Origin of the sequence: Micromonospora sp. NBC_01739 (genome assembly GCF_035920385.1) — a bacterium.
Lineage (GTDB): Bacteria > Actinomycetota > Actinomycetes > Mycobacteriales > Micromonosporaceae > Micromonospora.
This window is the reverse complement of sequence record NZ_CP109151.1, coordinates 406,874-430,680: the sequence shown is the minus strand read 5'-3', so window position 1 is coordinate 430,680 and position 23,807 is coordinate 406,874. Positions and strand designations below refer to the sequence as shown.

The following is a 23,807-nucleotide window of genomic DNA, read 5'->3' as shown; positions in this document are numbered from 1 at the left end:
CGTGACACAGCAGACCTGGGACGAGGTTGGCGGCCTGTTGCCGTTCGACGAGTTCCGCGCCGCCAGCGACGCCATCGTGGCCAACATCGAACAGGTCATCGAGGGCAAGACCGCCACCGTGCGACTCGCCCTGGCCGTCCTGCTCGCCGAGGGTCACCTGCTCATCGAGGACGTACCGGGAGTCGGCAAGACCAAGCTGGCCAAGGCGCTGGCCCGGTCCATCGACTGTTCGGTACGCCGCATCCAGTTCACCCCCGACCTGCTGCCCAGCGACGTCACCGGGGTCAGCGTCTACAACCAGGAGACCCACGACTTCGAGTTCCGCCCGGGTGCCGTCTTCGCCAACCTGGTCGTCGGCGACGAGATCAACCGGGCCTCCCCGAAGACCCAGTCCGCCCTGCTGGAGTGCATGGAGGAACGGCAGGTCACGGTCGACGGGGTGACCTACCAGCTGCAGACCCCCTTCATGGTGATCGCCACCCAGAACCCGATCGAGATGGAGGGGACATACCCCCTGCCGGAGGCGCAGCGGGACCGCTTCACCGCCCGGATCGCGATGGGTTACCCGGATCCGGCCGCCGAGCTGGCCATGCTCGACGCGCACGGTGCGGTGGATCCGCTGGCGGCCCTGCGGCCGGTCTCCGACGCCGAGACGGTACGCCGACTGATCGGGCACGTCCGGCAGGTGCACGTCGCCGACGCGGTCAAGCAGTACGCCGTCGACCTGGTCACCGCCACCCGTGAGTCGCCCGACCTGCGGCTCGGCGCCTCCCCCCGGTGCACCCTGCAGATGCTGCGCACCGCCCGGGCCGTGGCCGCCCTGGACGGGCGGGACTACGTGCTTCCGGACGACCTTCAGGCGCTGGCCGTGCCCGTACTGGCGCACCGGCTCATCCCCACCGCGGACGCCCAGCTGGCCCGGCGCACCACCGACGCGATCATCGCCGAGCTGGTGCACCGGCTGCCCCTGCCGCACGACCGCAAGCGCTCGCCGTACGACAACCGGCCGCCGACCGGCAACGGCCGGGCCCCCTTCGAGCCGCGGAGGCCGTGACGTGCGTGACGGTCTGCGCGGACTGACCACCCGTGGCCGCTCGTTCCTGGCCGCCGCGGTGGCGGCGGCCATCTCCGCCGGCATACTCGGCGAGAAGGATCTGCTCCGGGTGGCCGTGCTGCTGGCCGTCCTGCCCCTGCTAGCCGCCCTCTACGTCGGTCGGAGCCGGTACAAGTTGGCCTGTCACCGGTCGCTGGAGCCGCACCGGATGCCGGTCGGGGCCAACGCCCGGGTGGTGCTGCGGTTGCAGAACATGTCCCGGCTGCCCACCGGCACCCTGCTGCTGGAGGATCGCCTGCCGTACGCCCTGGGCAGTCGTCCCAGGGTCGTGCTGGAACGGCTCGGCGCCCACCAGGCCAGCTCGGTGGCGTACACCGTGCGGGCCGACGTCCGCGGCCGGTACGAGGTGGGTCCGCTGATGGTGCGGATGACCGACCCCTTCGGGTTGTGCGAACTCACCCGGGCCTTCCCGGGTACCGACCGGCTGACGGTCGTCCCGCAGGTGGTGCCGCTGCCGTCGGTGCGGCTGCCCGGGGAGTACGCCGGCAGTGGTGAGAGCCGGGCCCGTTCGGTGGCGGTGCACGGCGAGGACGACGCGGCGACCCGTGAGTACCGGCGCGGCGACGACCTGCGCCGGGTGCACTGGAAGTCGACCGCCCGCACGGGTGAGCTGATGGTGCGCCGGGAGGAACAGCCCTGGGAGAGCCGGGCCACCGTGCTGCTGGACACCCGGGCGTACGGCCATCACGGTGACGGGCCGACGGCCAGTTTCGAGTGGGCCGTCTCGGCGGCGGCCAGCATCGCCGTACACCTGCGTCAGGCCGGCTACAAGCTGCGCCTGGTCACCGGCGCCGGGGTGGACATCGACGCGGGAGAGGGCGGCGACGGGCAGCTGCTCGACCATCTCGCGGAGGTCCGGCTGGACCAGCGGGTCGAGATCACCACCCTGATGCAGCACGTCCGGCAACGCTCCGACGGTGGTCTGATCATCGGCCTGTTCGGGTCGCTGAGCACGGCCGAGGCGGAGTTGCTGGCCGGGCTGCGGGCCAACAACGCCACCTGTGTGAGTTTCCTGCTGGACAGCTCCGCCTGGCTTAACCTGCCGGCCCAGGCCCGGGCCGAGGCCGACCAGGCCCACGACGCCGCCGCCCTGGCCCTGCTCCAGTCCGGTTGGCGGGTCATCGGGGTCGACCACGGTGGTCGACTGCCGGCCCTCTGGCCACAGGCCGGGCGGGGTTCGCAAGGGTTCGCCCTGCGTGCGGCGATGGCCGAGACGGTGGCCGGCGGCGTGCGATGAACGGAAGGTCCCCCTCATGATCGCCCACCGGAACCTGGGCCTGGTGGCCGCCGCGGCTACCCTGCTCGCCTCCGCGCCGCTGTCGGCCATCTTCGAACGCTGGACCTGGTTCGTGCAGGCCGTCATCGCGGTGGCCGCGGTGGCCGCCGCGGCGGCCCTGGCCCGACTCGGCCGGTTCCCGCTGTGGGCCCAGGTCCTGGCCATGCTGGGGGGCCTCACCCTCGCCCTGACCTGGCTGTTCCCCAGCGGTGGCGAGTTGCTGGCCGTGCTGCCCACCCCGAGCACCTTCGGGCACTTCGCCCAGTTGATCACCGGCTCGGTCGAGGACATGCGCGCCTACGGGGTCAAGGTGCCCGACACCGACCCCCTGCTGTTCGTCACCGTGCTCGGCATCGGTGCGGTGGCCGTGGTGGTGGACGTGCTCTGCGTCGGGATGCGTCGGCCGGCCCTGGCCGGGCTGCCGATGCTGGCGATCTACTCGGTGCCGGTGGCCGTCCACGTGGACAGCGTCCCGCCGTTGCCGTTCGCCATCGGCGCCGCCGGTTTCCTCTGGCTGCTGGTCACCGACAACGTGGACCGGGTCCGTCGCTTCGGTCGCCGGTTCACCGGTGACGGCCGCGACGTCGACGTGTGGGAGGCCTCCCCGTTGGCCGCCGCCGGTCGGCGGCTGGCCGTGGTGGGCCTGGCGCTGGCGGTGCTGGTGCCGCTGGCCGTGCCGGGAATGACCGTCGGCCTGATGAACTCCTTCAACTCCGGGGTGGGTTCCGGCCTCGGCACCGGGCTGGGCGGCTCACCCGGCCGGGTTGACCTGTTCGCCGCCCTCAGCGGGGAACTCAACCAGTCCCAGGTGACCGACCTGGTCAAGGTCACCACCAGCGAGGAGGAGCCCTTCTACCTGCGCTTCGGGGTCGCCGACGACCTGCGCGCCGACGGCTTCCGAGTCCGTGGCTCCAACGGCCAGCGGGCCACCGGGGATCTGCCGGATCCGGCCGGGGGGTCGCGGCCCGGCATCGAGCGGACGCGACACCGGGCCACCGTGGAGGTGTCCCGCGAGTTGAACATGAACTTCCTGCCGTTCTACGCCGAGCCGGTCAACTTCGCCGACCTCGGCAACAACTGGTTCTACGACCCGAACCTGCAAGTGCTCTTCTCCAACCGGGACAACTCCCGGGGCAAGAAGTTCTCGTTCGACTACGTACGGTCCACCTACACCCCGCAGGCCCTGCGCTCGGCGCAGCCGCTGCCGGCCGACCTGCCGTTGCGTCGACAGCAGACCGTCACCCCGGACGTGCCCGAGGTGCGGGCCCTGGTCGCGGAGCTGACCCAGGACAGGCGCACCGAGTACGACAAGGTCCGGGCCATCTACGACTACTTCTCCGAGGACAACGGCTTCACCTACCAGTTGAGTACCGAGGAGGGCACCAGCGGCCAGCAGATCCTCGACTTCCTGGAGAACAAGGCCGGCTATTGCCAGCAGTACGCCGCCGCGATGGCCTGGATGGTGCGCGACGCCGGCATCCCGGCGCGGGTCGCCTTCGGTTTCACCAACGGCAACCGGCGTACCGGTGACACCCTGACCCTGACCAACCGGAACCTGCACGCCTGGACCGAGGTCTACTTCGACAACTTCGGTTGGGTACCGTTCGACGCCACCCCGACCTACGGGGTGCCCGGCTCCACCCGGTCCGCCTGGGCGCCGGACGTCGATGCGCCGGAGGAGACCACGCCGCAGCCCGGCGCCACGGACACCCCGGACGAGATCGACACCACCGCGGCCCCGGACAGCGGCCCCAACCAGTTCGACGAGGGTGTCGACCCGGGTGCCGCCGCCAGCCCCGACACCCCCGCCGGGCAGTCCTCGCCGTGGCCCTGGCTGACCCTGCTCGGGGTGCTGGCGCTGCTCCTGCTGCTGGCCGTGCCGGCGCTGCGCCGGCTGGCCCTGCGTCGGCGTCGGGGTCGACCGGCCCCGGTCGCCCGGACCCTAGACCCGCCGGACCCGACCTCCGCCACGACCGGCCCGCCGACCGTGGTGGTCAGCGCCGACCGGGCCCGCGCGGACGCCCACGCCGCCTGGGACGAGCTGATCGACACCCTGGTCGACTACCGGGTCCGGGTGGACCCGACGGAGACCCCCCGGGCGACCGCCGAACGGCTGGCCCGGGAGTCGGTCGGCGCCGACACCGAGGCCGGTACGGCGGTACGCCTGCTCGGGCGGGCCGAGGAGCGGGCCCGCTACGCCCGGGACCCGTTGACCGGAGAGCCCCTGCCCGCCGCCCTGCGGACGGTCCGGGGTGCCCTGGCCGGGCAGGCCGACCGGCGTACCCGCCTGATGGCGACCGCCCTGCCCCCGTCGGTGCTGGGCCGTTGGCGCACCACCCTCGCGGACACCTCGGCCCGCCTGGTCGCCTCCGGCGGCGAACTCCGATCCCGACTCCTACGCTTCAACCCCCGCCGCCTCCTAGCCACCCGACCCCCCCGATAACGCACCCACCCTGTCTGCTCCCCGCCCCGCCCGTCGCCCCGCCGACGGGCGGGCGCCCGCACCACCTCGCCGCGCAGATCTTGCACTTTTGGTCGCCCGAATGTCCGGCTTGATGACTTTTGTCCCGACCAAAAGTGCAAGATCGCGGCCGAGATGGGAGGGGCACGGGCGGGGCGGTGCTTGCAGGGCGCCGAGCCCGTTGGGGCGGGGAACGCCACGACGCCTGAGGTCTGGTGAAGGGAAGCGCTGTGACGCCGAGGTCCGCATCACGCTTGTCGTCGGACGGGGAACCCACGACGTCGAGGCATAGTTGAAGGGAACGCACCGCCAGGACGCTGACGCCACGCCAGCTGAGGTCCGGGCGGGCGGGGGCGGCATGAGACCGAGGGCGGCTGGCTGATCGGGGGCATGACGGACAGCTCGATCGACGCGTCGATCGAGCTGGGAAAGCGTCGCCGGCGTGGGCCGGTGACGCGGTCCGCCGTCTAGGGCTGGTGGTACCGGGTCAGCGGTGCCCCTCCGGGCGTTGCCGCCACCGGTCCTCCATCCGGTCGATGAATCCCGGCCGCCGTCCGGCACGACCGCGAGATCGGCGACGACTGGCTGTGCCGCCGACGACGTGCAGGTCCGGCGACTGCGCCCGACGGTGCGACTGCACCGCGAACGCGGCCGAGGCCAACATGACAACGAACCCCGCCACTGCCAGCGGCGGAGTTTTGATCACCGCGCCATATACCAACAACGCCAAGCCGGCGACGATCAGACCGGCAGCGACGAGCAGGCGACGCCGCGCATGGAAGCGCGGATCGCTGGCGCGCACGGCCGAGGCGAATTTGGGGTCCTCGGCAAGCGACCGCTCGATCTGCTCGAACAGCCGCTGCTCGTGCTCCGAGAGCGGCACGGCACTCCTCCCCGGTCACGTTGGTCGGTCCGGTCGGACCGACAGACCGTGGCAGCCAACCGGCTGCTTACCCGCAAGTCTACGAGGGGGCTCGCGCCTCGGAAAGCGGGACGACCTATGGCAGGGTCGGATTTTCCTTTCGTCGCCCATCGCGACCGATGAGCAGACTGGCCGGACCTATGACGGACCGCCCGAAACGGGCAGCCGCGGCGTCCGCCGCGACCTCCGCCTCCCGCCATCCCCGCTCCGGCTCGCCGAGGGTGAGCTGCCGGGGGGTGGCGTCCGCCGGATGCAGGCCCTCCGCGCGTACGCCCAGCAGACGGATCGGGTCACCGGGGGACAGAGCGGTGAACAAGGACCAGGCCGTGTCGAAGATCTCCCGAGCGACATCAGTCGCTACTTCCAAGGTGCGCGATCGACTGACGGTACGAAAATCCGACATTCGCACCTTCACCGACACGGTTCGTCCCACCTGCCCGGCGTCCCGCAGCCGGGCGCCGACCTTCTCGGCCAGGGCGAGGATGGTCCGGCGCAGGCGTTCCGGGTCGACCACGTCGACCTCGAAGGTGACCTCCGCGCCGATCGACTTCTCCACCTGCTCGGGGCTTACCCGGCGCGGGTCCCGCCCCCAGGCCAACTCGTGCAGGTGGGTGGCGGCGGCCTGACCCAGCGCGGTACGCAGCATCCCGATCGGGGCCTGGGCCAGGTCGCCGACGGTACGCAGACCGAGCCGCAGCAGCGCCTCGGCGGAGCGCTCCCCCACCCCCCACAGCGCCGACACCGGCAGCGGGTGGAGGAAGTCGAGCACCTGGGCGGCCGGGACGACGAGCAACCCGTCGGGTTTGGCCCGGGTGGAGCCGAGCTTGGCGACGAACTTGCTCGGCCCCACCCCCACCGAACAGGTCAGTCCCTGTTCGGCCGCGACCCGTTCACGGATGCGACGGCCGATCGCCGCCGGCGAGCCGAAGAGTCTTCGGGCCCCCGCTACGTCGAGGAAGGCCTCGTCCAGCGACAGCGGCTCGACCAACGGGGTGACGTCCCGGAAGATCTGCATGACCGCCCGGGAGGCGGCCGAGTAGCGGGTGAAATCCGGCGGCAGGAAGATCGCGTGCGGGCACAGGGCCCGGGCCCGCATGGTGGGCATCGCGCTGCGTACGCCGTACCGTCGGGCCTCGTAGCTGGCGGAGCTGACCACCCCGCGCGGCCCGACTCCGCCGACCACGACGGCCCGGCCGCGCAGTTCCGGCCGGTGCCGGACCTCCACGGAGGCGTAGAAGGCGTCCATGTCGACATGCAGGATCGGACAGCCGGTGTCGTCGGCGTCCGGCCCGAAGCGGGGATCACCGCCCCGGGGTATCGACTGGCTGCGGCCCACCTGGGAAGGTTAGCCTCCCGCACCGACACCCTCGGCCGGTCAGCCCCGTACGACCAGCAGCGGAATGGTCATCTCGGCCGCCGTGTCCGCGCCGTGGAAGCCGACCAGCCGGGACAGCATCGGGCTCTCCGAGCGGCTGGCCAGTACGGCGTACGTGTCGTTGCAGACCACCACGAGGTCGCCGACGCGCGCCAGGTGTTCCTCGTACACCGGCCCGAACCAGCCGGTGGCCACCGCCTCCTCCCGGGTCAGCACCCGGGCCGCCGCGCCCAGCACCTGCGACCAGGCGGCCCGTACGTCTTCGGTGGCCCCCGGTACGACATGCAGGTAGCGCACCCGGGGCTCCCCGGCGACCACCCGCACCCCGGCGGTCAACCGAGGGTCGGTATCCAGGTCGAACCGGTGCCCGGCCGGCACGTTCAACTGCCCGTGGTCGGCGGTGACCAGCAGCGCCGCGTCCGGCGGCAACCCGTCCACCAGCCGGGCCAGCAGCCCGTCGACCTCGGTGGCGGCGGTACGCCAGGGCACCGAGTCCACCCCGCTGAGGTGGCCGTGCCGGTCCAGGTCCGGGTGGTAGCCGGAGACCAGGGTGGGCCCGGTCCCGGCGCCCAGGGCGGCCAGCATCGTGGCGGCCAGCGCCTCGACCCCGGTGGCGCCCCGGTAGTCGCCGCCCCGGTTGGCGGCCACCGTCAGTCCGGTGCCGCCGAACTCCGGTCGGCTCACCACGGTCACCGCGACACCGGCGGCCCGGGCCCGCTGCAACGCCGTGGTGACCGGCTGCCAGCGCAGCGGGGACGGCTCGTCGGCCCACTCCAGGTGGTTGAGCACCCGGTCGGTGCCCGGTATCCGCAGGCTGAAACCGAGCACCCCGTGCGCGCCGGAGGCCGTACCGGTGCCCAGGGTGACCAGGCTGGTCGGGGTGGTGGAGGGGAAGCCGCAGGTGAGCGGGCGGCCGGTGGTGGCGGTCAGCCCGGCCAGGGTCGGCGCGTACGGCGTGGCGATCGGGATCTGGTGCCAGCCGAGCCCGTCGACCAGCAGCACGGCGACCCGACGTACCCCGGCCAACTCGTCGGCCAGCCCGAGCAGGTCGACCGCGCCGGGCACCCCTAGCGCCGCCAACGCGCTGGGCAGCACATCCGCCAGGCTCCGCCCGCCGTACTCCGGCACCACCGGGGCCAGGAAGGGCGGCGGTGCGGGGGTTGCGGTGGGGTCGGTCATGCCGGGCGGCGGGCGAACAGGTGCAGCTGGGCGGCGACATCCCGCCAGGGAGACCGGGCCGCCAGGGCCCGCTCCAACTCGACCAGGGCCGCCTGCTGGCCGTCCGCGACCGCCGCGGGCAACAGGTCGGCCAGGACGCGTACCCCGTGGATCTCCTCGACGGTGAGGCCGGCGGCGGTGAGCAGCGCGGCGGCGCCCTCGGCGTCGAACCGGCGGCGCAGGGTGTCCCGGGGCCCGGCGGTGCCCTCGGGGTCGGCGGCCAGCGTGGCGGCCGTGTCGAGGTGACCGTTCATGGCCCGGCCGAGCACCGCCGCCGACCTACCGGCCACCAGCACGCTGGCCGCCCCGCCGGGACGCAGCGCGGTGGCCAGTGCGGTCACCACCGAGGCCGGTTCGTCGACCACCTCCAGGACGGCATGGCAGAGCACCAGGTCGACACTTGCCGGTTCGACCAGCCCGGCCAGGGCGTCACCGTCGCCCTGGACTGCGCGTACCCGGTCGGCCACCCCGGCCTCGGCGGCCCGGCGGCTGAGGGCGGCCAGGGCGTCCGGACTGGCGTCGACCACGGTGACCTGGTGCCCGGCCTGGGCCAGCGGTACCGCGAAGCCACCCGTGCCACCCCCCACGTCCAGCACGGTCAACTCGGTGGCGGGCCGACGGTCCAGCTCGGCGCGCAGCACCGACCAGACCACGGCGGTACGGGGAGTCAGTGGCGGCCCGGCCGCGCCTGGGGTCTGTTCCACCCGGTCGAGCCTAGGGCCTGTCCCGCCGATCCTGCTCACCGAGGTTGGGTCCACACCCACCGAGCCGGGTCACACCTGGTCGGAGCCCCCGAGCCGGCGGACCCACCCGCCTCAGCGGAAATCGCGGGAGGCCGGACGGACCGGTGGCTCGATGGCCTCCAACCGGTCGGCGACCAGGTTGGTCACCCCCTCGTGTCGTTGCAGCCGCCCCCGTACGACCAGGGCCGCGCTGGTCCGGGCCACCCGCCGCTGCCGCTGCCACAACCCCGGCGAACAGGTCACGTTGAGCATCCCGGTCTCGTCCTCCAGGTTGATGAAGGTGACCCCGCCCGCGGTGGCCGGCCGCTGCCGGTGGGTGACGATCCCCCCGACCCGGATCCGCCGACCCGGTTCCACCCGGCCCAGCCGGTCGATCGGTACCGCACCCATCGCCTCCAACTGGGGGCGGATGAACCGGGCCGGATGGTTCTCCGGGGACAACCCGGTGGCCCACACGTCGGCGACCAGCCGGTCCACCGCCTCCATCCCGGGCAGGGTGGGCGCCGCCGCGCCGGTCACCGTGCCGGGCAGCCGGTCCGGTCGGTCCTGGGCCGCCGCGCCGGCCGCCCACAGCGCCTGCCGCCGGGTCAGACCGAAACAGGCGAAGGCGTCCGCGGTGGCCAGGGCCTCCAGTTGGGCGGCGGTCAGACCCACCCGCCGGGCCAGATCCGACATGTCCCGGTACGGCCCGTGCGCCGTCCGCTCGGCCACGATCCGCTCGGCCACCGGCTCGCCGAGGGTACGCACACCCGACAGCCCCAGCCGTACGGCCGGCCCGCCCAGCCCCCAGGCGTGGGGCGGCTCCCCCGGCCGGCTGCCCCACCGGGTGTCCGGGGTGGACTCCAGCACCGGCTGCACCCCGCTGGCGTTGATGTCCGGTCGGCGGACCTGCACCCCGTGCCGGCGGGCGTCGTCGACCAGGGTCTGCGGCGAGTAGAAGCCCATCGGCTGGGCGCGCAGCAGCGCGGCCAGGAAGGGACCCGGGTGGTACCGCTTGAGCCAGGAGCTGGCGTACACCAGGTAGGCGAAGCTCATCGCGTGGCTCTCCGGGAAGCCGTAGCTGGCGAAGGCGGTGAGCTTGCGGTAGACGTCCTCGGCCAACTCACCGGTGATGCCCCGCTGCGCCATGCCGGCGTAGAGCCGATCGGCTATGCGGGCCATCCGCTGCACCGAACGCTTCGCCCCCATCGCCCGGCGCAACTGGTCGGCCTCGGCCGCGTCGAACCCGGCCAGGTCGATGGCGAGCTGCATCAACTGCTCCTGGAACAGCGGCACCCCCAGGGTCTTCTCCAGGGCGTTGCGCATCAGCGGATGGGCGTACGTCACCGGCTCCTGCCCGTTCTTGCGCCGGATGTACGGGTGCACCGAGCCGCCCTGGATCGGGCCGGGCCGGATCAGCGCCACCTCGACCACCAGGTCGTAGAACTCGCGCGGTTTCAGCCGGGGCAGGGTGGCCATCTGGGCCCGGCTCTCCACCTGGAACACCCCGACCGAGTCGGCCCGGCAGAGCATGTCGTAGACCTCGGGATCGTCCAGGCTCATGTCGCCCAGATCCAGGCTCATCCCGATCATGTCGTAGCCGTAGTGCAGCGCCGAGAGCATGCCCAGGCCCAGCAGGTCGAACTTGACCAGGCCGACGGCGGCGCAGTCGTCCTTGTCCCACTGGAGCACGCTGCGGCCGGGCATCCGCCCCCACTCCACCGGACACACCTCGATCACCGGCCGGTCGCAGATCACCATGCCCCCGGAGTGGATGCCCAGGTGCCGGGGGAACGTCTGCACCTCGTTGGCGTACGCGATCACCTGCTCGGGGATCTCCGGCACGTCCGCCGTGGCCACCTCACCCCACCGGTCGATCTGCTTGCTCCAGGCGTCCTGCTGACCGGGGGAGAAACCGAACGCCTTGGCCACGTCCCGCACCGCCGACCGGGGCCGGTACGAGATCACGTTCGCCACCTGGGCGGTGTGCTCCCGGCCGTAGCGGGCGTAGACGTGCTGGATGACCTCCTCCCGGCGGTCGGACTCGATGTCCACGTCGATGTCGGGCGGGCCGTCGCGTTCGGGGGCCAGGAAGCGTTCGAACAGCAACCGGTGCCGGACCGCGTCCACATTGGTGATCCGCAGGGCGTAGCAGACCGCCGAGTTGGCCGCCGAGCCCCGGCCCTGGCAGTAGATGTCGGCCCGGCGGCAGAACTCGACGATGTCGTAGACCACCAGGAAGTAGCCCGGGAAGCCCAGCGCCTCGATCATGTTCAGCTCGTGGTCGAGCTGCGCGTACGCCTGCGGGTGGGCCGCGCGGGGGCCGTAGCGTTCCCGCGCACCGGCCTCGGTGAGCTGCCGCAGCCAGCTCATCTCGGTGTGCCCCGGAGGCACCGGGTACGCCGGCAGTTGCGGTGCGACGAGTTGCAGGTCGAAGGCGAGTTCCGCGCCGAACTCGGCGGCCCGGGCCACCGCACCCGGGTAGGCCGCGAACCGGGCCGCCATCTCGGCCCCGGAGCGCAGGTGGGCGGTGCCGGCGGCGGGTAGCCAGCCGTCCATCTCGTCCAGGCTGCGCCGGGCCCGTACGGCGGCCAGGGTGGTGGCCAGTCGCCGTCGCCCCGGGGTGGCGTAGTGCACGTTGTTGGTGGCCACCGTGGGCAGCCCGGCGGCGGCGGCCAGCTCGGCCAGGGCCTCGTTGCGGTCCTCGTCGACCGGATGCCCGTGGTCGGTCAGCTCCACCGCCACCGTCTCCGCCCCGAACAGGGCGGTCAGCCGGTCCAGCTCGCGGGCCGCCGCCTCGACCCCCTCGGTGAGCAGGGCGGCCGGCACGTGCCCCTTGCGGCAGCCGGTCAGCACCAGCACGTGGTCCCGCAGGTCGGCGGCGATCTCCTCCAGGTCGCCGTAGACCGGGCGGCCCTTCTCCCCGCCCCGCAGGTGGGCGCGGGCGATGGTGGTGGCCAGCCGGGCGTACCCCTCGTGGCCGTGGGCCAGCACCAGCAGGTGCTTGCCGTGCGGGTCGGGTACCCCGTTCTGCGGGCCGGGCAGGCCCAGGGTCAGCTCCGCCCCGAAGATCGTCGGCAGGTGCAGCGCGCGGGCCGCCTCGGCGAAGCGCACCACACCGTAGAAGCCGTCGTGGTCGGTGACGGCCAGGGCGGTGAGCCCCAGCCGGATGGCCTCCTCGACCAGTTCCTCCGGATGGCTGGCGCCGTCGAGGAAGCTGAAGTTGGTGTGGGCGTGCAGTTCCGCGTACGGCAGCACCCCGTCGGGTCGGGTCAGCTCCGGCGGACTGTAGTGCTCCCGGCGCCGGTTCCAGGCCGGCGAGTCGCCCCCGTCGGCATCGATCGCGAGTGGATCCACCACATGCAGATGCCGTTCCCCGGCACCCTGCTCACTCCCCCGACCTCTCCCCTTGCCCGACCGTCCGGAGAGCACCCGCTCCAGCTCCGACCACGGCAGCCGTGGGTTGTGGAAACTCACCGTCCCCACCTCGCCGCCACGATCTTGGTACGTTCCGGCCCCCGGGAGGGCCGTTTCGTACCAGGATTCACGTCAGTCATAGATCGCCTCCAGCAGCCATCGGCCGTGCTCGACGGCGAGCAGGAGTGCGGTGCCGTCGGCCAGGCAGACCTGGAAGCGGGCTCGGCGACGGGCCTCGGTCGGGGCCCACCACCGCTCGTCGACCGGCCACGGACCGGCCCAGCCGACGATCTCGACTCCCCTGCCCACGCCTACCCGGACCAGGGCTTCCACGGTCGCATCGGTGCTCAGCCGGGCCGGCGGGGCGCTCATCGCCAGCCGGGCGCTCACCGTCACCGGTTCACCGGCGGCATCCCACACGTGTACGGCGAGCGCAGTGGGCAGCACCACCGCCGGCGAAGGCGGCGGCAGCCGCCCCGGCCAGGACGGCAGCGGGGTGGCAGCGGGGCGGGTGGGGGCGCGTTCGTCGCCCCATGGGACCAGCCGTACCTGGTCGGTCGGGGAGCGACCGCCACCGAGCACGGCGGTGACCACCGCCTCGGGGCCGAGCAGGCCCTGCACCCGGGTCAGCGCCCGATGTGCCCGCTCGCGTTCCTCGCCGGTCTCGCCCCACAGCCCGGGTTGCAGGCCGGCCTGGGCCAGCACCCCGTCCGGCACCAACCGCAGCCGGATGATCCCGGCGGTGGGCCGGGCCGGGCCGCCCCGGCGGGCCCCGGTCAGCCAGCCGTCCAGTTGCCAGCGGACCCGGTCGGCGATCGCCGCCGCGCTCAGCAGACCGTCGTGCCGCCAGACCCGGTGCAACTCCTGGCCGTGCGCGGTGACCGCCTCGATGCCGAGCCGGGTGCAGGCCAGCCCGTGCCCGGCGAGCCGTTCGTGCAGCCGTTCGGCCAGGGTCCGGGCGGCGAACGCCGCGACGTCGACCCGCTCGATCGGCTCGTCCAGGTCGGCGGTGACCGTCAGGTCGGCGGGCGGGCGCCGGACCGCGAGCGGGCGGTCGTCCCGCCCGGCGGCCATCCGGTGGGCCAGCGCCCCGTCGAAGCCGAACCGGGCCAACACGTCACCGGCGGACAGGGCGGCGAAGTCACCGAGGGTACGCACCCCCAGTCGGCGCAGCAGGTCGGCCAGGGGCGGCCGGCCCAGGGCCTCGACGGGCTGGGTGGACAGGAACTCCGGGGTTCCGCCGGGCGGCACTATCCGCCCCTGTCGGGCGGCCAACCCGGCGGCGAACACCCCGTCGGCGATGCCGACCTGGCTCTCCACCGCACAGCTCTGCGCGAGATGCTCGACGATCCGTTCGGCCGCCGCCTCCTCCCCGCCGAGGTAGCGGCTGGGCCCCCGGGCGGGCAACGCGCAGGCTCCGGGGCGGATCACCTCGACCCCGGCCGCCACCTCCTCGACCGCGGCCACCACCGGCTCGAAGGCCCGCGCGTCCCGCCCGGGATCGTGGTCGACGACGGTCAGCCCCGGGCAGCGCCCCTGGGCCTCCCGCCGACGCAGCCCTCGGCGTACCCCCTCGGCCCTGGCCTGCTCGGAGCAGGCGAGGACCCGGTTGGCGTGCAGCACCGCCACCGGTCCGGTGGCCGGCACCCCGTCGATGATCTCGGCGGCCAGCACCGGCCAGTCCGGACACCAGAGCAGCAGAGTCCGGACGACCGCACTCATGTCAGCCTCACCCACCCGGCGGGGTGCCGGATGCGCCACGGAACCCTCATCGCGACGACCACAGGCGCATGACGGCCGCGCGGCTGCTGGTGGACTCGCTGCGGGAAGTGGCGGGGCCGGGGATGACCCGGGTCAGTTCGGCACCGGGCAACCAGACCTTGGCCTCCTTGGGGCGGGCCGCCGCCCCCCGGCCACGCGCCGAGATGGTCACCTCGCGGCGACGCAGCCGACCCCGACCCGACCCGAGTCCTTCCCACACCCCGCGTACCACCTGGAGGGTCACATCCGCGCCCTCCCACCGGCCGTAGGGCACCAGCACGCTGCCGCGTTGCCGGGCCCGGGCGGCCAGTCGGCCGGCGACGGAGGCGGAGACCGTGGCCGGTACGGCGGTGACCACCACATCGACCCCGTCGATGAGCGCGGCGACCACGGTGGGCCATTCCGGGCCGGGCTGCGGCACCAGGGCCAGCCGGTCCAGGGCGATTCCCGCCTCGGCCGCCGCGCCGGCTCCGAAGGTCGGCAACCCGACCACCGCGCACCATGAGCCGGTGCGAGAGGCCTCGGCCAGCAGGGCGAACAGCAGTGAGGTGGTGCCACTGTGCCGGGACTGCCCGGCACCGACCGCGATGGTGCTGCCCCGGCGCAGCCCTCGGCCGGGCAACAACCCGCTCAACTCGGGCCGCACCGGCAGCATCCGGTGGCCGCCCGCCGGATCGGGGGCGCTGGCCGGGCGCACCAACTCGGCCAGCGCGGCGGAACCGACGACCATGCGGCCCGCCATCGGATCTACCCCCGTCGTGTCGCCCCGGGCACCGGCCCGGGGATGGTGCTGTCGTTGATCAGATAAGAAGGTGCCGAGGTGGCATGGTCGGCTCGGGAGGGCCCTGACGGCGTCCGGTCAGCCTGGTGTCCCGCCGGTGGTGACCGGACGCCGCGACTCAGGCGACGAGCCCCTCGATGGCCGGTTGATGGACCAGGTCGAGTGCGGACTCCACCACCGCCACGAAATCCTCCGCGGCGCGGAGCAGATCGTCGGCCTCCCGGGCGGTGACCACCCGGGGTATGCCGGCCTCGGCGGCGGCCCGCTTGCCGGCGGCCAGGGCGAAGTAGGTGGCCCACTCGTGCAGCTCGGGGGCGACACCGGCGAGCAGGACCCAGACACTGGTGATCCGGCTACGGCGGGTCGGCGCGGGGCGGGCCCGGGCGGCGAGCACCGCGGCGGCGGCACGCAGGGCCGCCAGGTGGGCGGTGGCGTACCGGAGACCATCGGGGCTCGTCCGGGCGGCTTCGGCGAGCCCTTGCCGAGCCACCGCCAGTAGTTGGGCGGGGGTGCGGTGTGGCAGCACGTGCGCGGGCACCGTCGGCACCTGGGCCGGGCTGGTCGGCATGTCACTCCTCCAGGCGGACCGGGGCGGGCGACCGCGCGGCGGAGGAGTTCCGTCGGCGCGGAGCACCCGCAGCGGGCGGTGCGGAGGAAGACGCACCAGATGGGGTGGCCGGCCGGGTGTGGAGCTTCCCCACACCACACCCGGCCGGCGTACCGGCGGGTCCGTCGTCCGCCGCCCGGGGGTCGTGGGCGGCGGACGACGGTCCTGCCTGATGGGTCCGGACTCGCGACTGCCCGAAGCCCGGTGCGGTCCGCGGTACCGCACCTCTCAAGGTCAGGTGCCGCGAAACACCCACCCCGAGGAGGGTTGGAACGAACGTTCGACTCAATCGAACACTCGTTCTAACTGCTGCTGACAGTACACCCTCCCCCCGACGAAAATGCAACGTGTGACGCGCCGACCTGTCCGGCCACCGGATGCACCCTGGCCGGCTGCACCGTCTGGACGGGTACCGGGAAGAATGGCGGGATGCAGTCACACCCGAATGTCCGGGCCGTGCAGGACGCCCTCGACGCCGCCCAGGCGCGCAACGGTTCCGACGCCCCGGCCACGGTCCGCCTGTTGCCCGACGCCGTGCACACCGCCGCAGCCGCCGCCGAGGCGCTCGGCGTCGACGTGGGCGCCATCGCCAACTCCCTCGTCTTCGACGCCGACGGGGCACCGCTGCTGGTGCTGACCTCCGGCGCGCACCGGGTGGACACCACCGGCCTGGCCGCCCGGCTCGGCATCACCCGGCTACGCCGGGCCACGCCGCAGTTCGTCAAGGAGCACACCGGCCAGGTGATCGGCGGGGTCGCCCCGGTGGGCCATCCGCAGCCGCTGCGCACCCTGGTGGACAACGCCCTGGACAAGTACGACGAGATCTGGGCCGCCGGTGGCATACCCCAGGCGGTCTTCCCCAGCACGTACGCCGAACTGTTGCGGATCACCGGCGGCACCCCGACCGACGTGGCGTGAACGAGCGCGGCGGCGTGAACGGGCCGGAGCAGGTCCCCCAACTGGTCACTCTGCACGTGTGGCGGATCCCGCGTACCGCCGTGGGTCGGGCGCTGCTGCGGATGGCGCGGGACCCGCGCCGGTTGCGCGCCCTGCCCGGCGTACGGTTCGGCAAGCTGCTCGGCACCGGGACCGGCACCGGCTTCGGGCCGGGCGACGCCGACCCGACCCGCTGGGCGGCGTTGACGGTGTGGGACTCCCCCGCCGCGGCCACCCGGTTCGCCGACTCACCGGTGGGTCGGGCCTGGTCCGACATCGCCACCGCCGGTGTCCGGCTCGACCTGCGGCCGCTGAGCAGCCGGGGTGAGTGGTCCGGTCGACGGCCCTTCGGCGAGCCGGCCGGTGGCCGGGTGACCGGGCCGGTCCTGGCCCTGACCCGGGCCCGGTTGCGACCCACCCGCGCCCTCACCTTCTGGCGGGCGGTCCCCCCGGTGGCCGCCGCCCTGCACGCCGCGCCCGGCCTGCTGGCCCGCTTCGGTGTCGGTGAGGCGCCGCTGGGCTGGCAGGGCACGGTGAGCGTGTGGCGCGATCCGGCAGACCTGGTGGGGTTCGCGTACCGTCACCCGCAGCACCGGGCCGCGATCACCCGGACGGAGACCGCGCGATGGTACGCGGAGGAGCTCTTCGCCCGGTTCGAGGTGCGTGACGTGATCGGTGACCGGACGGTACTGGGGTGGGTCGACGCAGACCCGGCGAAGGGTGGACGGGCATGAGATTGGTGCGGTGGACACCGGACGATCTCCTCCGGCGACTGGACGACGTGGTGACCGTCTACGGCGAGGCCATGGGCTACCGCGCCGACCTGCTGGCGGGCCGTCGCGGTTACATCGCCACCCACGTACGCCGGCCCGGCTTCCGCGCCGTGGCCAGCCTGACCGCCGAGGGTCACCTGGCCGGCTTCGGGTACGGCTACACCGGCAGCGCCGGCCAGTGGTGGCACGACCAGGTCTGGCGGGCGCTCGACCCGGCCGCCCGCCGACGCTGGCTCACCGACTGCTTCGAGGTGGTCGAGTTGCATGTGAGCCCACCGGCACAGGGGCACGGTCTGGGGGCCGGGCAGTTGCGGGCCCTGCTCACCCTGGCCGAGGGCGCGACCACCCTGCTGTCCACCCCGGAAGCCGACGAGCAGACCTCCCGGGCCTGGCGGTTGTACCGCCGGTTCGGCTTCGTCGACCTGCTGCGCGACTTCCGCTTTCCCGGCGACGAGCGCCCGTTCGGGGTGCTCGGCCGGGATCTGCCCCTGGCCGCCGAGCAGCCACCCGTACGGCCATGACCGCAGCCGCACCGACCCGCTCCCTGCGGGCGGTCTACCCCTGGGTGCTGCTGGCCCTGCTGGTGCTGGCGCAGATCTGCTACCCGCTGACCGAGGGGTCGACCCGGGCCCGGCTGACCGTGGCCACCGTCGTGCTCGGCTACCTGCTCTCGGTCGGGCACGCCCTGCTCAGCCGGGGACCCCGTACCGCTTTGGCGCTCGTCGCCCTGGCCACCGGCGGCGGTTTCGCCATCGAGGCCCTGGGGGTGGCCACCGGCTTCCCCTTCGGCAGCTACGACTACTCCGGCCAACTCGGACCGAAACTGGCCGGGGTGCCACTGATCATCCCGCTGGCCTGGACCTGGATGTCCTGGCCGGCCTGGCTGGTGGCGACCCGAATCATCGGCGGCGGCACGGCACCCGGGTGGTGGCGGTGGCCGGCGCGGATCGGGCTGGCCACCCTGGGGCTGGCCACCTGGGACCTCTTCCTCGATCCCCAGATGGTCGCCGAGGGGCACTGGGTGTGGCGCGACGCCACCCCGGCGCTGCCCGGACTGGCCGGCATCCCGGTCAGCAACTACCTGGGTTGGCTGCTGTTCGCGGTGCTGGTGATGACCGCCCTGCGTCCGCTGGCCGGGTCCGCCGTGCTCGACACGGACGCCCGCGACCGACCGATGTACGCCCTCTACCTGTGGACGTACGCCTCCAGTGTGCTGGCCCACGCGGTCTTCCTGGACCTGCCCGCCTCCGCCCTGTGGGGCGGTGTCGGCATGGCGGTGATCGCGGTGCCCCTGGCGGTGACGCTGCTGCGCAGCCGCCGGACCGGCGACGACCATGCCGGCGCGGAGCGCACCCGGGCCGACGTCACGGCATGACCGGGCCGCTCGTCGTACTGCTCCTCGTCGTCGTGTTGACCGGGCACACCCTGGTCAACGCCGGCCGGTGGCTGCGTCGCCCGACCGACCGGCCGGTGCAGACCGGCGAACGGGTGACCGTGCTGCTGCCGCTGCGCGACGAGGCCGACCGGGTAACCCCCTGCCTGCGGGCGCTGCTGGCCCAGCGTGGGGTACCCAGGCTGCGGATCGTGGTGCTCGACGACGGCTCCACGGACGGCACCGCCGAGGTGGTCCGCGCCCTGGTCGGCGACGATCCCCGGGTCACCCTGCACACCGGGATCGCCCCACCACCGGGCTGGCTGGGCAAGCCACACGCCTGCTGGCAGTTGGCCGGCCACGCCGAGGAGTCGGCCGAGGTGCTGGTGTTCGTCGACGCCGACGTGGTGCTCCGCCCGTACGCCGTGGCGGCGGCGGTCACCGAACTGCGCGCCGCCGGGGTGACCCTGCTGTCGCCGTACCCGAAGATCGTGGTGCGGACGGTGGCCGACCGGCTGGTGCAGCCGCTGTTGCAGTGGTTGTGGCTGACCTTCCTGCCGCTGCGGGCGATGGAAGGCTCGCCGCGGCCCTCCCTGGCCGCGGCCGGCGGGCAGTTCCTGGTCGTCGACCGGGCCGGCTACCTGCGGGCCGGGGGGCACGCCGCGGTCGCCGACCGGGTGCTGGAGGACATCGAGCTGGCCCGGGCGGTGAAACGCGCCGGGGGCCGGATCGCCCTGGCCGACGGCTCCCGGCTGGCCACCTGCCGGATGTACGACACCTGGCCGCAGCTGCGTGACGGCTACACCAAGTCCCTGTGGGCCACCTTCGGGCATCCGTTGGCCGCCGCGCTGGTGGTAGGGCTGCTGCTCCTGCTCTACACCGCGCCGCCGCTGGTCGCCGTGGCCGCCCTGCTGGCCGGGGCACCGGCCCTGGCCGGGGTGGCCGCCCTGACGTACCTGGCGGGGGTGGTGGGACGGGTGGTCAGCGCCCGGGCCACCGGCGGGCGGGCCTGGCCCGACGCGCTGAGCCACCCCGTGTCGGTCGCGGTCCTCGGTTGGTTGACCGTACGGTCGTACCATCTGCGCAAGCGGCGGCGCCTGTCCTGGCGCGGCCGTCCGGTCGGCTAGCTCCGCCTCGGCGGGTGCGGAGCAGGGACCTCGACACGGTCAGGGGAGGACGCGGCATGGCGCGGATCGTGGTCGTCGGGGCCGGGGTGGGCGGGCTGGCCACCGCCGCCCGGCTGGCTGTCACCGGGCACCAGGTGACCGTTCTGGAGCAGGCCGACACGGTCGGCGGCAAGCTGGGACGACACACCCGCGACACCCCCTCGGGCCAGTTCCACTTCGACACCGGGCCCAGCCTGCTCACCCTGCCCGAGGTCTTCCACGAGCTGTTCGAGGCCACCGGGGCGAAGCTGGACGAATACCTGGATCTGGTGCCGCTGGACCCGATCGTGCGGCACGTCTTCCCCGACGGTGCTCCGGTGCTGGACTCCTGCGCCGACCCGGCGGAGTTCACCGCCCGCATCGGCGCGGCCTTCGGTGACCGGGCCGCCGCGGACTGGCAGCGGCTGTGGCGGCGCGCCGCCCGGGTCTGGCGGGCCAGCGAACACGACATCCTGCGCCGCCGGGTCGACTCCCCCCGGGACCTGGCCCGACTGGCCTGGCGGCTGGGCGACCTGGCGGCGATCCGCCCCGGGCAGAGCCTGCGCGGACTGGGCCGGTCCCACCTGTCCGATCCTCGACTGCGGATGCTGCTGGACCGGTACGCCACCTACACCGGCGCCGATCCGCGTCGGGCCCCGGCCGCCCTGGTCGCGGTCCCCTACGCCGAACTGGCCTTCGGCGGCTGGTACCTGCGTGGCGGGCTGGGCACCCTGGCCGACGCCCTGCTGTCGCGCTGCCTGGACCTGGGGGTGGTGGTGCGTACCGGCACCACGGTCACCCGGATCGACGCCACCGGCGGTCGGGTGCACGGGGTACGCGTGGCCGACCAGCGCGCCCCGATCCCCGCCGACGTGGTGGTGGCCAATGTCGACGCCCTGACGGTCTACCGTGACCTGCTGCCGGACCCCCGCCGGTTGGCCGGGCTCACCGACCGCAGCCTGGCCGGCTTCGTGCTGCTGCTCGGCGTACGCGGGGACAGCGGGCTGGCCCACCACAACGTCTTCTTCCCGCGCGACTACGACGCCGAGTTCGACGCGGTCTTCGGCGACCCGGGTCGGGGGATCCGGGCCCGGCCGGCCGCCGACCCGACGATCTTCGTCACCGTGGCCGACGATCCGGCGGTCCGCCCGGAGGGCCACGAGGCGTGGTTCGTGCTGGTCAACGCCGCCCGCCAGGGCACCGCCCCCGACGCGATCGACTGGCGTCGACCGGGGCTGGCGCAGGCGTACGCCGATCGGATCCTGGAGGTGCTGGCCGAGCGCGGCGTGGAGGTCCGCGACCGGCTGGTGTTCCAGGACATCCGGACCCCGGCCGACCTGGCCACCGCCACCGGCGCCCCGGGCGGCACCATCTACGGCACCGCCGGTGGCCTGCTGCGGCCGGCCAACCGGGGACCGGCGCGCGGCCTGTGGCTGGTCGGCGGCTCCAGTCACCCGGGCGGCGGCCTGCCGATGGTGACCCTGTCCGCCCAGATCGTCGCCGATGCCGTCGGCCCCGCCTGGTAGGTGCAAGGAAGGGCACCTTATTAACGCCTCGGGTAGAGGAAGGGCCCCTTGTTAACACTCCGGGAGGCGGTCAGTCGGCGTCGAGCAACGCCCGACGTACCGCGGAGAGCAGTTGCCCCAGCCCGAAGGCGGCCAGCAGCACCCACACCGCGGTCGCCATGGTGATGGTGCCGGCCGCCAGATCCGGCTGGATCAGCCCGGTCAGGCCGGCCAGCAGCAGCCCCACCAGGGCCACGCAGACCCGGGTGGGCCGCTCCCCCACCGTCACCGCGCCGATCTCCCGCATCCCGGCGGCGACCGCCCTGGCCCGGACGTACTCGTGCAGCCAGGACAGCGCGCCGGCCGCGACGACCAGCGCACCCGGCGCACCGACCAGCCAGAACGCCGCCAGCCAGGCGACCTCACCGATCCGGTCGGCCAGCGAGTCGTAGACATAGCCGAGCCGGGTCGTGCGCCCGGTGGCCACCGCCACCGCCCCGTCGACACTGTCGGCCACCGAGGCGAGCAACACGAACAGGGCGCCGAGGAACGGACCGTCACCGGGACGGACCGCGAACAACGGCACACAGAGGCAGAGGAGTACGCCGACCGCCGTCACCGCGGTCGGACCGACCCGCAGCCGGCCCAGCAGAAACCCGAGATGGTACGCCAGACGCAGCCAACCGCGTACCACCGGCGTGGCGGCACGGGGGTCGAACCCACCGTGCAGTCGGGCCCACGCGGTGGCGTACTCGTTCCAGTTCAGCTGTCTGCCCACCACGGTTCAACCGTCGCGGCGGCGCTGAGGTATCGCGCCGTCGAGCTCACTTCGAGGCGCCCACCCGCAGGTTCTGCCAGATCTCCCGGGTCGCGGTGGACCGGTTGAAGGTGATGAAGTGGATGCCCGGAACACCCTCGGCGAGCAGCCGCTGACACATCTCGCTGGTCTGCTCGATGCCGAGCCGGCGGACCGCCTCCGGGTCGTCGGCGACCCGCTCGAACCGCTCGGCCAGCGCCGGCGGGAAGGGGGCCCCAGACAGTTGCACGGAGCGTTCGATCGTGCCGATGCGGATCACCGGCATCACCCCGGCCAGGATGGGGGTGTCACAGCCGGCGGCGGCCACCCGGTCCCGCAGGCGGAGGTACTCGTCGGCGTCGAAGAACATCTGGGTGATGGCGAAATCGGCACCGGCCCGACACTTGCGGACGAAGTGCTCGGTGTCCGTGGCGATGTCCGGCGAACGCGGATGCCGGTACGGGAAGGCGGCCACCCCGACACTGAAGTCGCCCGAGCGGCGTACCAGGCGGACGAGATCCTCGGCGTAGTCGACGCCCTCGGGGTGCCGGACCCACTCGCCGGTCGGGTCACCGGGCGGGTCACCCCGCACGGCCAGCACGTTGCGCACCCCGACACCGGCCAGCCGCCCGATCACGTGCCGCAGCTCGGCCACCGAGTGGTTGACCGCGGTCAGGTGAGCCATCGGCAGCAGGGTGGTCTCGGTGGCCACCCGTTCGGTGACCGAGACAGTGGTGTCCCGCGTGGTGCCGCCGGCACCGTAGGTGATCGAGACGAACGAGGGCCGCAACGGCTCCAGCTCGCGGATCGCCTGCCAGAGCTGCCGCTCGCCCTCCGCCGTCTTCGGCGGCATGAACTCGAAGGAGAAGGTCGGCTGGCAGTCACGGACCAGCTCCCCGATCGCTGGTTGCGGATTCGGGAGGACCGAGGGTAGACCGAGCGCCACGCATCGACTCTAGCCGGAGAGTCCACGGATCCCTATCCGCTTCCCACTGCCAGGGATCACTGCCCGACCGTCCAGGCGCCCCCGGCCCAGTTCTCCGGTGTGGCCCGGGCCTGTTACCGGTCCGGGCCGGGTCCAGTTCGCCGGACGGGAAAACGTCGGACCCCTCGGATATCTGTTGTTCAGCGCGGGTGGTCTGCGGACCGCAGGGGGCCGCGCGGGGGTCATGATCCACCGATGGGTGGTCCGAGTCCGGGCCGACCATCCCGCGTGTCGACCCTCCGGAGGACCGATGTTCCCGCACCCGCCCGATCCGCTGTCCGGGCCGCCACTGACCCGGTTACGGCTGGCCCGAGGGTGGAGCCAGTCCCGGCTGGCCGCCGAATTGTGCGCCGCCGCCGGGGTGCCGACCCTCAGCCGGCACGAGATCTCCCGATGGGAGCGCCAGCGGCGTACCCCCGGCCGGTTCTGGCACGGCTGGCTGGCCGCCGTGCTCGGCGTACCCTCCGATCCGCCGGCCGACCCGGGCGAGGCCGGCGGACCGGCAGCGGCGGCCGGCGACCGGGAGCGGCGACGCGGGCCCTGCCGACCGGCTTCGGCGCGCCCACCGACCCGGATCCCCCGGCGAGTCGCGACGCGCCGGAACGTGGGTGGGTCGGCGCGCCGCGATCCGACCTACTAGC

General features: G+C 73.6%; 20 protein-coding genes. 10 read left to right on the top strand and 10 right to left on the bottom strand.

Annotated elements, in window-relative coordinates:
- Position 1 precedes the first annotated feature (1 nt).
- From OIE53_RS01980 to OIE53_RS01970, 3 genes are read left to right on the top strand one after another with little or no spacing between them, the layout of a single operon-like run.
- A complete protein-coding gene (locus tag OIE53_RS01980) occupies positions 2-1,054 on the top strand; it encodes an AAA family ATPase (RefSeq protein WP_327024835.1) in 1,053 nt (350 codons plus the stop codon).
- A gap of 1 nt (position 1,055) precedes the next feature.
- The gene (locus OIE53_RS01975; protein ID WP_327024834.1) at positions 1,056-2,351 is read left to right on the top strand and encodes a DUF58 domain-containing protein; all 1,296 of its coding nucleotides are present in this window, start codon (positions 1,056-1,058) and stop codon (positions 2,349-2,351) included.
- A 16-nt stretch (positions 2,352-2,367) separates the two neighbouring features.
- A complete protein-coding gene (locus OIE53_RS01970) occupies positions 2,368-4,833 on the top strand; it encodes a transglutaminase TgpA family protein (protein WP_327024833.1) in 2,466 nt (821 codons plus the stop codon).
- A gap of 505 nt (positions 4,834-5,338) precedes the next feature.
- Here OIE53_RS01970 and OIE53_RS01965 read toward each other — a convergent pair.
- The 8 genes from OIE53_RS01965 to OIE53_RS01930 form a co-directional block, all read right to left on the bottom strand.
- Positions 5,339-5,734 carry a DUF3040 domain-containing protein gene (locus tag OIE53_RS01965; protein WP_327024832.1) on the bottom strand — a complete coding sequence of 132 codons (396 nt, stop codon included), beginning with the start codon at positions 5,732-5,734 and terminating at the stop codon, positions 5,339-5,341.
- A 115-nt stretch (positions 5,735-5,849) separates the two neighbouring features.
- Positions 5,850-7,109, bottom strand: a complete 1,260-nt coding sequence (locus tag OIE53_RS01960) for a DNA polymerase IV (protein ID WP_327024831.1) — start codon at positions 7,107-7,109, stop codon at positions 5,850-5,852.
- 39 nt (positions 7,110-7,148) lie between these two features.
- Positions 7,149-8,327 (bottom strand): alkaline phosphatase family protein, encoded by a 1,179-nt coding sequence (locus OIE53_RS01955; protein WP_327024830.1) that lies wholly within the window; start codon positions 8,325-8,327, stop codon positions 7,149-7,151.
- A complete protein-coding gene (locus OIE53_RS01950) occupies positions 8,324-9,070 on the bottom strand; it encodes a methyltransferase domain-containing protein (protein WP_327024829.1) in 747 nt (248 codons plus the stop codon). The genes OIE53_RS01955 and OIE53_RS01950 overlap by 4 nt, the downstream gene beginning before the upstream one ends.
- Before the next feature lie 111 nt (positions 9,071-9,181).
- Positions 9,182-12,565: an error-prone DNA polymerase gene (locus tag OIE53_RS01945; RefSeq protein ID WP_327024828.1), complete on the bottom strand. Its 3,384-nt coding sequence runs from the start codon at positions 12,563-12,565 to the stop codon at positions 9,182-9,184.
- Between the two features lie 72 nt (positions 12,566-12,637).
- Entirely contained in the window at positions 12,638-14,227 is a 1,590-nt protein-coding gene (locus OIE53_RS01940) for a DNA polymerase Y family protein (protein ID WP_327024827.1), read from the bottom strand.
- 46 nt (positions 14,228-14,273) lie between these two features.
- The gene (locus OIE53_RS01935; RefSeq protein ID WP_327024826.1) at positions 14,274-15,008 is read right to left on the bottom strand and encodes a hypothetical protein; all 735 of its coding nucleotides are present in this window, start codon (positions 15,006-15,008) and stop codon (positions 14,274-14,276) included.
- 157 nt (positions 15,009-15,165) lie between these two features.
- A complete protein-coding gene (locus OIE53_RS01930; RefSeq protein WP_327024825.1) occupies positions 15,166-15,615 on the bottom strand; it encodes an SAV_6107 family HEPN domain-containing protein in 450 nt (149 codons plus the stop codon).
- Positions 15,616-16,083: 468 nt separating this feature from the next.
- On the opposite strand from OIE53_RS01930, the gene OIE53_RS01925 reads away from it, so the two are divergent.
- From OIE53_RS01925 to OIE53_RS01900, 6 genes are read left to right on the top strand one after another with little or no spacing between them, the layout of a single operon-like run.
- Positions 16,084-16,572 carry a YbaK/EbsC family protein gene (locus OIE53_RS01925; RefSeq protein WP_327024824.1) on the top strand — a complete coding sequence of 163 codons (489 nt, stop codon included), beginning with the start codon at positions 16,084-16,086 and terminating at the stop codon, positions 16,570-16,572.
- Positions 16,569-17,324, top strand: coding sequence for a monooxygenase (locus OIE53_RS01920; protein ID WP_327024823.1), 756 nt, complete (start codon positions 16,569-16,571; stop codon positions 17,322-17,324). The genes OIE53_RS01925 and OIE53_RS01920 overlap by 4 nt, the downstream gene beginning before the upstream one ends.
- Positions 17,321-17,884 carry a GNAT family N-acetyltransferase gene (locus OIE53_RS01915; protein ID WP_327024822.1) on the top strand — a complete coding sequence of 188 codons (564 nt, stop codon included), beginning with the start codon at positions 17,321-17,323 and terminating at the stop codon, positions 17,882-17,884. The genes OIE53_RS01920 and OIE53_RS01915 overlap by 4 nt, the downstream gene beginning before the upstream one ends.
- On the top strand, positions 17,881-18,738 hold the full coding sequence (locus tag OIE53_RS01910; RefSeq protein WP_327024821.1) for a carotenoid biosynthesis protein: 858 nt from the start codon (positions 17,881-17,883) through the stop codon (positions 18,736-18,738). Before OIE53_RS01915 ends, OIE53_RS01910 begins: the two co-directional genes overlap by 4 nt.
- Positions 18,735-19,862 carry a glycosyltransferase gene (locus OIE53_RS01905; protein ID WP_327024820.1) on the top strand — a complete coding sequence of 376 codons (1,128 nt, stop codon included), beginning with the start codon at positions 18,735-18,737 and terminating at the stop codon, positions 19,860-19,862. The genes OIE53_RS01910 and OIE53_RS01905 overlap by 4 nt, the downstream gene beginning before the upstream one ends.
- A 56-nt stretch (positions 19,863-19,918) precedes the next feature.
- A complete protein-coding gene (locus OIE53_RS01900; RefSeq protein WP_327024819.1) occupies positions 19,919-21,406 on the top strand; it encodes a phytoene desaturase family protein in 1,488 nt (495 codons plus the stop codon).
- A 70-nt stretch (positions 21,407-21,476) separates the two neighbouring features.
- On the opposite strand, the gene OIE53_RS01895 is transcribed toward OIE53_RS01900, so the two are convergent.
- On the bottom strand, positions 21,477-22,166 hold the full coding sequence (locus tag OIE53_RS01895) for a CDP-alcohol phosphatidyltransferase family protein (protein ID WP_327024818.1): 690 nt from the start codon (positions 22,164-22,166) through the stop codon (positions 21,477-21,479).
- 43 nt (positions 22,167-22,209) lie between these two features.
- Positions 22,210-23,127, bottom strand: coding sequence for a methylenetetrahydrofolate reductase [NAD(P)H] (gene metF / locus OIE53_RS01890; RefSeq protein WP_327024817.1), 918 nt, complete (start codon positions 23,125-23,127; stop codon positions 22,210-22,212).
- 289 nt (positions 23,128-23,416) lie between these two features.
- Here metF and OIE53_RS01885 point away from each other — a divergent pair, with 289 nt between their 5' ends.
- Complete coding sequence (locus tag OIE53_RS01885; protein WP_327024815.1) at positions 23,417-23,806, top strand: helix-turn-helix domain-containing protein; 390 nt, start codon at positions 23,417-23,419, stop codon at positions 23,804-23,806.
- Position 23,807: the final 1 nt, after the last annotated feature.